This window comes from Parafannyhessea sp. (genome assembly GCF_051876455.1).
GTDB lineage: Bacteria > Actinomycetota > Coriobacteriia > Coriobacteriales > Atopobiaceae > Parafannyhessea.
In genome coordinates, this window is the sequence record NZ_JBJEHW010000137.1 from 1 (window position 1) to 11,807 (window position 11,807).

General features: G+C 67.7%; 12 protein-coding genes. All 12 read left to right on the top strand.

The features are described from left to right. Positions 1 to 148 precede the first annotated feature (148 nt). Entirely contained in the window at positions 149 to 2,149 is a 2,001-nt protein-coding gene (gene abc-f / locus ACI38Z_RS06130) for a ribosomal protection-like ABC-F family protein (RefSeq protein ID WP_439789312.1), read from the top strand. Beyond that, the gene (locus tag ACI38Z_RS06135) at positions 2,142 to 2,822 is read left to right on the top strand and encodes a hypothetical protein (RefSeq protein WP_439789313.1); all 681 of its coding nucleotides are present in this window, start codon (positions 2,142 to 2,144) and stop codon (positions 2,820 to 2,822) included. Before abc-f ends, ACI38Z_RS06135 begins: the two co-directional genes overlap by 8 nt. A gap of 9 nt (positions 2,823 to 2,831) precedes the next feature. Further along, positions 2,832 to 3,497 (top strand): site-2 protease family protein, encoded by a 666-nt coding sequence (locus ACI38Z_RS06140; protein ID WP_439789314.1) that lies wholly within the window; start codon positions 2,832 to 2,834, stop codon positions 3,495 to 3,497. Beyond that, the gene (locus ACI38Z_RS06145) at positions 3,498 to 4,313 is read left to right on the top strand and encodes a segregation and condensation protein A (protein WP_439789315.1); all 816 of its coding nucleotides are present in this window, start codon (positions 3,498 to 3,500) and stop codon (positions 4,311 to 4,313) included. It begins immediately after the preceding gene. Beyond that, on the top strand, positions 4,313 to 5,074 hold the full coding sequence (gene scpB / locus ACI38Z_RS06150; protein WP_439789316.1) for an SMC-Scp complex subunit ScpB: 762 nt from the start codon (positions 4,313 to 4,315) through the stop codon (positions 5,072 to 5,074). The genes ACI38Z_RS06145 and scpB overlap by 1 nt, the downstream gene beginning before the upstream one ends. Next, the gene (locus ACI38Z_RS06155; RefSeq protein ID WP_439789317.1) at positions 5,074 to 5,901 is read left to right on the top strand and encodes a pseudouridine synthase; all 828 of its coding nucleotides are present in this window, start codon (positions 5,074 to 5,076) and stop codon (positions 5,899 to 5,901) included. The genes scpB and ACI38Z_RS06155 overlap by 1 nt, the downstream gene beginning before the upstream one ends. Further along, entirely contained in the window at positions 5,901 to 6,578 is a 678-nt protein-coding gene (locus ACI38Z_RS06160; protein ID WP_439789318.1) for a histidine phosphatase family protein, read from the top strand. Before ACI38Z_RS06155 ends, ACI38Z_RS06160 begins: the two co-directional genes overlap by 1 nt. Continuing rightward, positions 6,575 to 8,116, top strand: a complete 1,542-nt coding sequence (gene cmk / locus ACI38Z_RS06165; RefSeq protein WP_439789319.1) for a (d)CMP kinase — start codon at positions 6,575 to 6,577, stop codon at positions 8,114 to 8,116. Before ACI38Z_RS06160 ends, cmk begins: the two co-directional genes overlap by 4 nt. Positions 8,117 to 8,124: 8 nt before the next feature. Then, positions 8,125 to 8,991 carry a 4-hydroxy-3-methylbut-2-enyl diphosphate reductase gene (locus ACI38Z_RS06170; protein WP_439789320.1) on the top strand — a complete coding sequence of 289 codons (867 nt, stop codon included), beginning with the start codon at positions 8,125 to 8,127 and terminating at the stop codon, positions 8,989 to 8,991. A gap of 135 nt (positions 8,992 to 9,126) precedes the next feature. Continuing rightward, entirely contained in the window at positions 9,127 to 10,452 is a 1,326-nt protein-coding gene (der, locus tag ACI38Z_RS06175; protein WP_439789321.1) for a ribosome biogenesis GTPase Der, read from the top strand. A gap of 4 nt (positions 10,453 to 10,456) precedes the next feature. Continuing rightward, positions 10,457 to 11,137 carry a glycerol-3-phosphate acyltransferase gene (locus tag ACI38Z_RS06180; protein WP_439789322.1) on the top strand — a complete coding sequence of 227 codons (681 nt, stop codon included), beginning with the start codon at positions 10,457 to 10,459 and terminating at the stop codon, positions 11,135 to 11,137. Position 11,138: 1 nt separating this feature from the next. Continuing rightward, a partial coding sequence (locus ACI38Z_RS06185; protein WP_439789323.1) for an NAD(P)H-dependent glycerol-3-phosphate dehydrogenase occupies positions 11,139 to 11,807 on the top strand: 669 nt, incomplete at its 3' end.

The following is an 11,807-nucleotide window of genomic DNA, read 5'->3' on the forward strand; positions in this document are numbered from 1 at the left end:
TCTGGGCCCACCAAGCATCCGGGACCCCCGCGCGGGGTCCTTTTTTGTGTGCGGACCCCAGCCGATGCGGGCCAAACGGCGGGTCCGCGTATACTCAGTGGGTACAAGCAGGTCGGGACGGCCCCGGCCACGTGGGAACGGACAGCACTTGATAGCACTTGCGGACAAGATCACTAAGTCATTTGGCGGCCGTGTCCTGTACACGGCCGCAACGCTGCAGCTCAACGCGGGGGAGCGCTGGGGCCTCGTGGGACCCAACGGAGCGGGCAAGACCACGCTCCTCAAGATCCTGATGGGTCTGGAGGAGCCCGACGAGGGCACCGTGAGCTTTGCCAAGGACACGACGGTGGGCTACCTCGAGCAGGAGACGAAGCTCGCGGGCGAGAAGAGCGCGCTTGCGGAGGTGATCGACTCCGCCAAGGAGATCAAGTCCCTCGAGCGCAAGATCAAGGACATGGAGCACCAGATCTCCGTCATGCCCGAGGGCGACGAGCAGTACGCGCTGCTCGAGAAGTACGGCGCCGCGCAGGACCGCTACGAGCGCCTGGGCGGCTACGAGCTCGACGCGCGCGCACGCCAGATCCTGGGCGGCCTCGGCTTTCCCGTGGAGGACTTCGACAAGCCCGCAAAGGAGTTCAGCGGCGGCTGGCAGATGCGCATTGCCCTGTCGAAGCTCCTGCTGAGGCACCCCGATCTTCTCCTCTTGGACGAGCCGACCAACCACCTGGACCTCGAGAGCGTCAAGTGGCTGGAGGGGTTCCTCTCGGGATACGACGGGGCGGTGCTCCTGGTGAGCCACGACCGCGCCTTCATGGACGCGTGCGTGAGCCACGTTGCCGCGCTCGAGAACAAGCGCCTCATGACGTACACGGGCAACTACTCGAGCTACCTCAAGCAGCGCGAGGACAACCTGGAGCAGCTGCGCGCCAAGCGAGCCGCGCAGGAGCGGGACATCCAGCACATGGAAGTCTTCATCGAGAGGTTCCGCTACAAGCCGACCAAGGCCAAGCAGGTCCAGGAGCGCATCAAGAAGCTCGAGAAGGTGCGCGAGGAGCTCGTGGTGCTGCCGGAGTCCTCGAAGAAGGTGCACTTCAGGTTCCCGGACCCGCCGCGCACCGGCGACGAGGTCGTGAGCCTGGAGGGGGTCTCGAAGCACTACGAGGACAACGACGTGTACGACGGCGTGAACCTCAAGCTCTACCGCGGCGACCACGTGGCGCTCGTCGGCCCCAACGGCGCCGGCAAGTCCACGCTCATGAAGCTCATCAACGGGCACGAGGCGCCCACGGCGGGAAGCGTCAGGCTCGGCCAGAACGTGACCGTCTCGTACTACGCGCAGCACCAGCTTGAGACCCTGAAGGAGTCCTACACCGTGCTGCAGGAGATGGACGAGGCCGCTCCCGGATGGACCACCTCGCAGGAGCGCAAGCTCCTGGGCGCCTTCCTCTTCCACGGCGACGACGTGGACAAGAAGGTGGGCGTGCTCTCGGGCGGCGAGCGGGCCCGACTCGCCCTGGCCCGCATGCTCGTTGCGCCCGACCCTCTGCTCTGCCTGGACGAGCCGACCAACCACCTTGACATCGACTCCGTGGACGTCCTGGAGGAGGCGCTCGTCAACTTCCCGGGCACCATCGTGCTGATCAGCCACGACGAGCACCTGGTGCGCGCGGTGGCCAACAAGGTCGTGGACGTGCGCGACCACAAGGTGACGCTGTACGACGGCGACTACGACTACTACCTCTTCAAGCGCGCGGAGCTCGAGGGAGCGGCGGCCCCCGCGACAAGCGGCGGCGCGGGCGAGAAGGACGGCGTTGCCGAGGCGAAGGCCCCTGGCAAGGAGCAGCAGGGCTCCGGCAGGAACGTCAAGACCAAGGAGCAGCGCCGCGCCGAGGCGGAGGCGAGGAACGCCGCCAACAAGGCGGTGCGTGCCGAGAAGAAGCGCCTGAAGCAGGTCGAGGCGGAGCTGAAGCCCGCACAGGAGCGCTACAAGGAGCTCGTGGCCCAGATGGCCGACGAGGAGCTCTACAACGACTCCGAGCGCTTCGACAAGTGCATGAAGGAGTACAACGCGCTCTCCAAGAGGATCCCGCAACTCGAGGAGGAGTGGCTTGAGCTCACGGAGAAGATCGAGGAGACCCTGAATGCCTAAGCACGCAGCCGGGGACTGGAACACCGCGGACGAGGAGGCCACGAGGGTCGTGAGCCCCCAGGAGACGCGCGTGGTCTCCAGCGACACCGCCGAATACCAGCCGGTCTCCACGGGCCGGCAGCGGCAGCAGTCGGAGCCTGACGTGCCCGTGACCCAGACCATGCGCCGCGCGCCGCAGCAGCAGTACCAGCAGGGCGGGCAGTATGGCCAGCAGTACCAGCAGCAGCCATACCAGGCGCAGTACCAGCAGCCCTATGGCCAGCAGCCCGATTACCAGCAGGCGTACCGCCCGAACGTGGCACCCGTCGCGAGCCCGGCACAGCAGCCCTTCTTGCCCAGCGACCAAGGCGTGCGGCGGGAGCAGAGGCAACACGCGGGCGGCGCGGGAATCGCCTGGCTGCTCAGGCTCGTCGCGATCGTGCTGCGCCTGTGCGCGATAGCGCTGTCCGCGCTCGTCGTGGCCAACGCGTTCAACATCGGGCCGCTGCGCATCCGCCTCGTGGAGATCACGAGCACGGTCGCGTCCTGGATTCCGGGGTCGCTCTCTGGTTCGCTCGTGTACCAGACGCCGTTTGGCGGCGTACTGCGCGGCGACTTCGTGGCGGTCGCCGTCGCGTTCTTTGTTGTCGACTGGCTCCTTTCGCGCAAGGCGCGGGAGCTTCGAGACCGATAGGAGAAACGCATGCTCTCCAACCAGCGGCTCTTCATGATCGTGGGCTCGGTCGCCCTCGTGATGTTCTCCGCCATCGTGCACGAGGTGGCGCACGGCTGGGTCGCCTACAAGCTTGGCGATCCGACGGCAAAGCAGGCGGGAAGGCTCACCCTCAACCCGCTCGCGCACCTCGACCCGGTGGGGTCCGTCCTTCTCCCCCTGCTCATGGCGTGGCTGGGGGGACCGGTATTCGCCTTCGCGAAGCCCGTGCCGTACAACCCCTACAACCTGCGCCACCCCAGGCGGGACGAGGTCCTGGTGGCCCTGGCCGGGCCGGCGTCCAACCTGCTGCAGGCATGCATTGGCGCCATCGTGTTCCGCGCGTGCTACGGCTCGTGGTCGGGGCAGCAGGACGGCATGTACTGGCTGCTCATGGTGCTTGACATCTACGTGTACGTCAACATGACGCTCATGTTCTTCAACCTCATCCCGCTTCCGCCGCTCGACGGCTCCAAGATCGTGATGCCGCTCCTGCACGGCCAGGCGAAGATGAACTACTACAAGATCCAGCAGTACGCGATGCCTATACTTCTTGTGGTCATGTACGTGCTCCCCTCCGTCCTGGGGTTCGACCCTCTGGGCATCTACCTCAACGCGACGGCCGGGAACCTCACGACGGCGCTTCTGGGGGCGTAGTTGTCCTACAACGTTAAGACACAGGCGTATTCGGGTCCGTTCGACCTGCTTCTGCAGCTGGTGAGCCGCCAGAAGCTGGCCATCGGGTCCATATCCATAGCCGAGGTGGCCGACCAGTACCTGCAGGAGGTACAGGCCATGGGCGAGCTCGACCTCGACGTTGCGAGCGACTTCGTGCTGGTGGCGTCAACGCTCCTCGACATGAAGGCCGCGTCGCTCGTGCCCGAGGACGCGGCCCGCACCAAGGCGCAGCCCGAGGACGAAGACGAGGACGACCTCGCGAACCTCTCGCCCGACGAGGCGCGCGAGGTCCTCATCGCGAGGCTCATCGCGTACAAGCAGTTCAGGAACGCCGCGGCGGCGCTCGCAAGCCGCATGGAGGCCGAGAGCCTCATGGAACCCCGCACGGCGGGACCCGACCCGGAGTTCATGGGCCTCATGCCCGACTACCTCGAGGGCATCACGCTACGCTCGCTGGCCGTGATCTGCGCGGACCTGGACAGCAGGCGCCAGGGGTTCCTGCTCGAGGCGGAGCACGTGGCCCCCAAGCGCATGCCCATCGCGCTCACGGTCGCCGCAGTCGACAGGGTGACGCGCAACAAGCCGCTCGTGAGCTTCTCGGAGCTGCTCGACGGCGACCTCAGGAACGAGAACGTCGTGGCGACGTTCCTGGCCATCCTAGAGCTCGAGAAGCGCGGCTCCGTCGTGCTGTCGCAGGAGCGCAACTTCGCCGACATCGACGTCGCGCGCGTTGAGGGCGCGAAGCCCTTCGAGCTTGACGAATCCGACCTCACGAGCATCGAGGAGGGGCTCTGATGCAAGATCTCGAACGTCTTGACCACGACTCGCTCAAGGGGGCGATCGAGGCGCTGCTCCTCGTGTCGACCGACGCCGTGCCCGCGACGGAGCTCTCGGGCATCCTGGGCGTGGAGCCGAGCGAGGCCGCCTCGGCCCTTGCAGAGCTCGCCGCGGAGTATTCGGACGCAAATCGCGGCTTCCAGCTGCGCGAGGTCGCCGGCGGCTGGCGGCTCTTCACGCACCCCGCGTACCACGACGTCGTCGAGCGCTACGTACTCTCGTGGGACACGAGGCGCCTCTCGCAGGCGGCGCTCGAGACCCTCGCCGTGATCGCCTACCACCAGCCGGTCACGCGCGAGGGCGTCAAGGCGGTACGCGGCGTCAACTCCGACGGCGTGATCGCCTCCCTCAAGGAGAAGGGCCTCGTCCGCGAGGTGGGCCACGAGCGCGACCGCAGCCGCGCCACGCTCTTTGGCACCACGCAGCGCTTCCTCGAGACCTTCGGCCTCAAGTCGCTGAGCGAGCTCCCGCCGCTGGAGGACTTCGCACCCGACGAGGAGTCCAAGCGCTTCATCCGCGAGCGGCTCTCCGGCCGTGCCATATCCTCCACGCTCGAGGAGACCGCGGACGACATCGACGAGGAGCAGGAGCTCATGGGCGACGACTACAGCGACGAGGACCTCGGCGCGGCGGCGGGCGACGCCACGGGCGAGAAGGACGCGCCCACGCCCCCGGATCCCAACGCCCAGGAAGACGACTCCCCGGAGGTGGACGGCTGATGGGCCAGACGCCAGACGGGGGCGAGCGTGACATCGCCTACACCATGCGCCTGCAGCGCTTCCTGGCGCGCGCCGGCGTGGCGAGCCGCCGTGGCTCCGAGAACCTCATGACCGCCGGCCGCGTGCGCGTGAACGGCGAGGTCGTGACCGAGCTCGGCAGCAAGGTCGTGCCGGACCGAGACGTCGTGACGGTCGACGGGGTCGAGTGCCACCTGGCGGACGAGCACGCCTACGTGATGCTCTACAAGCCGGCGGGCTACGTCACGACCATGAGCGACCCGCAGGGGAGGCCCTGCGTCGCCTCGCTCGTGCCGACCGACCGCTACCCGGGCCTCTTCCCCGTGGGGCGCCTCGACACGGACACGACCGGGCTTCTCCTCTTCACCACCAACGGCGACGTGGCAAACGCGATGCTCCACCCGTCCAGCCACGTATGGAAGCACTACGTGGCGCTCGTGAGGGGCGTGCCGACCCGCCACCAGCTCCAGATGCTGCGTGACGGCGTGCGCATGCCCGACGGCGTGGCCGCGCCCGCGAAGGCGCGACTGCTCCCCAAGGGCGACCCGGCCGCGCTCCCCGTCGCCCCGGAGGGCGTGCCCTACAACCACGCCGTGGTGTCGCTCAGCATCCACGAGGGCAGGAAGCACCAGGTCAAGAAGATGCTCCGCTCGATCGGCCACGAGGTCGTGCGCCTGCACCGCGACGAGTTTGGCCCGCTCACGCTCAGCGGCCTCATGCCCGGCCAGTGGCGCCCGCTCACGGCGGCGGAGCGCTCCGCCGTTGAGTCGCAGTCGCAGCGGAACAACACGAAACGGGAGGTGGGCTGATGCCAAGCCACAGGATATTGCTCATGCGCCATCCGGAGACGCGCGAGAACATGGCCGGCGTCCTTTCCGGCAGGATCGACGTCGACCTCACGCCCAGGGGAGAGGAGCAGATGCGCCGCGCCATCAAGGCCGTCGTGGCCTGGAGGCCCGACCGCATCTGGTGCTCGCCGCTGTCACGCTGCCGCTCCATCGCGGAGGAGGCCGCCTACACGCTCGGCGTGCCCTGCGAGGTGCACCAGAACCTCGCGGAGATCAACTTCGGCAGCGTGCAGGGACTCCACATGGACGAGGTGCATCGCATGGGCTACGACTTCCCATGGCCCCTGGACGAGAAGGGCCACTCCGTAGCCGCGCCCGGTGCGGAGAGCTTCGAGGACCTCATCGCCCGTGCCAAGACGGTGCTGGACGACCTCGCGCCGCTCGAGGGACGCACGGCCTGCATCAGCCACGGCGGCATGTCCCGCGCCATCCTGGGTGCCGTCTTCGGGACGCCGCTCAGCACGTTCTGGCACGTGACGCTCCCCAATGTGAGCTCGCAGGTCCTCACCTACGGGGACGGGCACTTCTCGCTCGCGGCGCTCGCACTCGCGCCGGAGGAGGTCGCACGCCGCGCCGCGGACCCAAGCCTCATAGGAATCGACACCACGCAGAACATCTCGGGAAGCGAGGACAGATGATAGTCGCCATCGACGGGCCGGCTGGGTCCGGCAAGTCCACGACCGCGCACGCGATCGCCAAGAGGTGCAACCTCAAGTTTCTGGACACGGGTGCGATGTACCGCTCCGTCACGTACAAGTGCCTCGCAGACGGGATCGACGTGAACGACGAGGAGGCCGTCTCGAAGGTTGCCGAGGCAGCACGCATCGACTTCGGCCGCTCGGCCGAGGGACAGACGGTGCTGATCGACGGCCGCGAGGTCACGCACGAGATCCGCACGCCCGAGGTCGACCGCAACGTGTCCGTCGTGGCCGCCTACCCGCGCGTGCGGCACGCCATGGTCGAGCGCCAGAGGGAGCTCGGCTCAACGGGCGATGTCGTGGCGGAGGGTCGCGACATCGGCACCGTCGTCTTCCCCAAGGCCGAGGTCAAGGTCTTCCTCACGGCCGACGCCGCGGCCCGTGCGCACCGTCGCGCCGTCCAGCGCGAGGGAGGGGACGCCGGCCAGGACGCCGGCGCAAAGGCGGACGCTGCCGAGGAGCAGCAGATCCTGCGCGACCTCGTGCGCCGCGACAAGCTCGACTCCTCCCGAAAGGAGTCCCCGCTCAAGCCGGCCGCAGACGCGCACCTGATCGACAACTCCGCACTCACGCCCGACGAGGTCGTGCAGAAGATCGTGGACCTCATGGACGAGGCCCGCGCAAAGTCCCAGCCGAACGCCTCGGACAAGCCGCAGTCTGAACCCGCCAAGGCGGGGTCGCAGCCCAAGGAGCCGAAACCCGTCAACGCAAAGAGGCCCGCCACCGCCAAGGGCGAGAAGAGCAAGCCCGGCAAGATGCGCGCGTTTGCGGGCAACACGTTCGACGACTACTACGACCACGGCATGCGCGAGTTCCCGCTTCCGGCGCGCGCCCTCTACGCCGTGGCAGCGGCCATCGTCACCTTCGTCACCAAGGTGCTGTGGCCGTGGAAGATCGAGGATGCCCGCAAGCTCTGGGATGACGACCGCGGCCGCGTGGTGGTCATGAACCACACGTCGATGCTCGACCCCGTCATCGTCATCTGCTCGCTCTACTACCACGGCAAGCGCGTCCGCGCCATCGCCAAGAGCGAGTTCTACACCAACACGTTCGTCTCGTGGATCTTCTCCCGCGCGGGAACCATCCCCATCAAGCGAGGCACGGCCGACCTCAAGGCGGTCCGTCGCGCGCAGGCGGCGCTCAGGCGCGGCGAGGTCGTCCTCATCTTCCCGGAGGGCACCCGCATCAAGAGTGACGACCAGCCGGTCACCATTCATGGCGGCTTCTCGCTCATGGCGCAGATGGCCAAGGCCCCCGTGCAGCCCATGGCCATCGTGGGCGCGCGCGACATCACGCCCAGGGGCACGCACTGGAAGCGCTTCGGCCGCGTGTTCTGCAAGGCCGGAGACTGCATCGAGTTCTCGGACCTTGGCGTCAAGGGCAGGAAGCAGCAGGCCCAGCGCATGGAGGAGGTCGCCATGGAGCGCGTCTACGCGCTGCGCGACGAGCTTCGCCATGAGCATCCCAACAAGAGGTAGGAGGACCCGTGGGGGAGAAGAACACGCCGACCATCGTCGTGGCCAAGGAGGCGGGCGCCTGCTACGGCGTGAACCGCGCGCTCGACCTCGTGCGCGAGGCAGCGGCCAAGGCCGAGGGGCCCATCCACACGCTCGGCCCGCTCATCCACAACCCGACCGTCGTGGAGTCGCTGGCAGAGTCCGGCGTCACCGTGGCCGACGAGCCCGACCAGTACCAGGGAGGCACGCTCGTCCTGCGCACGCACGGCGTGACCCCCGAGGAGGAGGAGCGCGCCCGCTCCAGCGCAGACACGGTGCTCGACGCCACCTGCCCCTTCGTAATCCGGGCGCACCAGGCGGCGGAGCGCCTCACGCGCGAGGGCTACCAGGTCATCGTATTTGGCGAGAAGGGCCACCCCGAGGTAACGGGGACGCTCGGCCACGCGCCCAGCGCCACCGTGGTCGAGGCCCCCGAGGACGCCCTGGGGCTCGAGCTCGGGCACAAGGTTGGCGTCGTGGTGCAGACCACCCAGTCCCGCGCGCGCCTGAGGGAGCTCGTATCGAACCTGATCGGCAGGACGGACGAGGTCCGCGTGATCGACACCATATGCGAGGCCACCTCCGCCAGGCAGGCCGCTGCGGCGGAGCTCGCCGCCAAGTCAGACGTCATGGTCGTGATCGGCGGTCGCATGTCCGCCAACACCAGGCGCCTCGCCCAGATCTGCTCGGCCTCCTGCCCGCGCACGAACCACGTGGAGCAGGCGAGCGAGCTCGAGGCGAAGTGGTTCGACGGCGCGCTGACCATCGGCGTGACGGCGGGCGCATCGACCCCGCAGGAGCAGATCGACGAGGTGTGCGACCGCATAGCCCGGCTCTCGGGCGCGACCATGGCGTAGCGTCCTTCTCGCCCGCGGCCGTTTGCGCGCTGAATGGCCGGTTCCGCACAGTTGGTGTGGGACGTTCCCAACAGAATAGCCGCGTCGCGCGAATGGTAGACTGAGCGTAATAGTGCGTCAACAGCAAGGAGTATTATGTCTAAGCCAATCGTCGCCGTTGTCGGCAGGCCCAACGTGGGCAAGTCCACGCTGGTAAACCGCCTGTCGGTCAATCGTGACGCCATCGTCCACGAGTCGCGCGGCGTCACCCGCGACCGCTCGTACCATGACTGCGACTGGAACGGGCGCGAGTTCACGCTCGTCGACACGGGCGGCATCGAGTCCGTCAAGAGCAAGGACGTCTTCGCGCCGCGCATCCGCGAGCAGGCGCTCGCCGCGTGCGACGAGGCGGACGTCATCGTGTTCGTGGTCGACGGCACTGTGGGCGTCACGGACGAGGACGAGGAGGTCGCGCGCGTGGTGCGCCGCTCCGGCAAGCCCGTCTTCCTGTGCGTCAACAAGCTCGACGACCCCAACCAGGACCTGAACGCCTGGGACTACTACTCGCTCGGCGTGGGCGAGCCGCGCGGCATCTCCGCGGGCCACGGCCACGGCACGGGAGACCTCCTGGACGACGTGGTGGCGGCACTCCCGCCCGAGGACGCGGACGAGCCGGAGGAGAGGGACGAGTCCGTCCTGAACGTTGCCATCATCGGCAGGCCCAACGTTGGCAAGTCCTCGCTCACCAACCGCCTCGCAAAGCGCAACCGCTCCATCGTGAGCGACATCGCCGGGACCACGCGCGACGCGGTCGACATCCACATCGACTGGAAGGGCAACAGCATCCGCCTCGTCGATACGGCGGGCATGCGCAAGAAGACCCAGGTGCACGAGGACGTGGAGTACTACAGCCTTGTGCGTGGCCTCCAGGCGATGGACAAGGCTGACGTGTGCCTGCTCGTCATCGACGCGAGCGTCGGCGTGACGGAGCAGGACCAGAAGCTCGCCGGCATGGCGATCGACCGCGGCTGCGCCATCGTGATCGTCCTCAACAAGTGGGACCTCATCGACACGGACGAGAAGCGCGACGCCGTTGTCCAGAGCCTCGACCAGCGCATGACGTTCTGCCGCTGGGCACCGAGCGTCAACGTCTCCGCGCTCACGGGACGCGCGACGGACAAGGTGCTCGCCGCCGCCGTCAAGGCCGCGCAGAACCACCGCCGCCAGGTCAAGACGTCCGAGCTCAACAGGCTCGTCACGGCCATCCGCGAGAGCGGCCACACCGTCACGTACAAGAACCGCAGGCTCAAGGTCCACTACGGCACGCAGACCGGGACCGAACCGCCCGTCTTCACGTTCTTCTGCAACGCCCCCGACCTCGTGGACGACAACTACGAGCACTTCCTCGAGAACCGCCTGAGGGAGACCTTCGACCTCGAGGGCACGCCCATACGGCTCAGGTTCAGGAGGAAGGACGTCTAAGGCCATGTCGATCATCGCCATCACAACGCTCGCATGCATGGTTGCCGCGTTTCTCGTCTGCGGCATCCCGTCGGGCCTCATCATCGCCAAGCACTCCAAGGAGCACGTGGACGTGCGCACCGTGGGTTCGGGCAACATCGGCATGACCAACGTCGCACGTTCCGCCGGGGCCGGCGCTGCCGCGCTGACGTTCCTGTGCGACGCCGGCAAAGGCCTCGTCGCGATGCTGCTCTGCAGGCTCGTCGTGGCCAACGTGGCGCTCGGCGGGGACTTCGCCGCGACGAGCGCGCTGGGGGAGTACGGCTGGGTGTGCACGCTCCTGTACATGTGCTGCGTGCTTGGCCACGTCTACTCGCCCTACCTTGGCTTCCACGGCGGTAAGGGCATCAGCGTTGGCTTTGGAGCTGCACTCGGCCTGTACTGGCCCGTCGCCCTGCTCATGCTGGTCGTGTTCCTGGTCCTCGCGGTGCCCTCGCGCTACGTCTCGCTCGGGTCCGTCGCCGCTGACATCGCGCTCCCGATCATCTCCTTCGCGCTGGGGATCCGGGGGCTAAGTCTCATACCGATCTGCGTCGTTACGGTGGTGGTCGCCTTTGCCCACCGCAAGAACATCGTGAAGCTCGCGAACGGCACGGAGCGAAAGTTCACCGTCCACAAGAGCGGTGGAGAGGGAGGTCACGAGTAGCATGCCGAGCAAGATCGCGGTCATCGGCTCCGGCTCATGGGGAACCGCGGCCAGCGGCCTCCTCTCGCCCCACGTGGACGAGGTATGCATCTGGGCGCACTCGCCCCGCGTGGCCGAGGCCATCAACTCTGACCACAGAAACCCCCGCCAGCTCAGGGACTACGTGCTGCCGTCCAACGTCAGCGCAAGCCACGACTTCGCCCAGGTACTCGACGGGGCGGAGTCCATGGTGCTCGCCGTGCCGTCCAGCTTCCTGCGCGGCATCTGCGAGGATCTTGCGCCGCTCGTGCCCGAGGGACTCCCCATCGTCGTGCTCACCAAGGGAATCGAGCCCAAGAGCCACCTCCTCATGGCAGACGTCGTGGCTGACGTGCTGGGCACTCCCGGGCGCGTCGCCGCGCTCTCCGGCCCCAACCATGCCGAGGAAATCAGCCGTGGCATGCTGAGCGCCGCGGTCGTCGCGGGCAGCCGGGAGGAGCTCGTCTCCTACTTCCAGCGGGCCTTCGTCTCGCAGGCGTTTCGCGTGTACCGCTCGGACGACCTCGTGGGCGTCGAGGTCTGCGCGGCCGTCAAGAACGTCGTCGCCATCGCCTGCGGCGTCTCCGCGGGGCTCGGCCTCGGCGACAACGCGCTCGCCGTCCTCATGACGCGCGGCCTTGCCGAGATCAGC

Bases quoted from the DNA above. Each gene is read 5' to 3' on its own strand.
- ACI38Z_RS06135 (WP_439789313.1), top strand. From the start codon at position 2,142: ATGCCTAAGCACGCAGCCGGGGACTGGAACACCGCGGACGAGGAGGCC.
- ACI38Z_RS06140 (WP_439789314.1), top strand. From the start codon at position 2,832: ATGCTCTCCAACCAGCGGCTCTTCATGATCGTGGGCTCGGTCGCCCTC.
- scpB (WP_439789316.1), top strand. From the start codon at position 4,313: ATGCAAGATCTCGAACGTCTTGACCACGACTCGCTCAAGGGGGCGATC.
- ACI38Z_RS06155 (WP_439789317.1), top strand. From the start codon at position 5,074: ATGGGCCAGACGCCAGACGGGGGCGAGCGTGACATCGCCTACACCATG.
- ACI38Z_RS06160 (WP_439789318.1), top strand. From the start codon at position 5,901: ATGCCAAGCCACAGGATATTGCTCATGCGCCATCCGGAGACGCGCGAG.
- cmk (WP_439789319.1), top strand. From the start codon at position 6,575: ATGATAGTCGCCATCGACGGGCCGGCTGGGTCCGGCAAGTCCACGACC.
- der (WP_439789321.1), top strand. From the start codon at position 9,127: ATGTCTAAGCCAATCGTCGCCGTTGTCGGCAGGCCCAACGTGGGCAAG.
- ACI38Z_RS06180 (WP_439789322.1), top strand. From the start codon at position 10,457: ATGTCGATCATCGCCATCACAACGCTCGCATGCATGGTTGCCGCGTTT.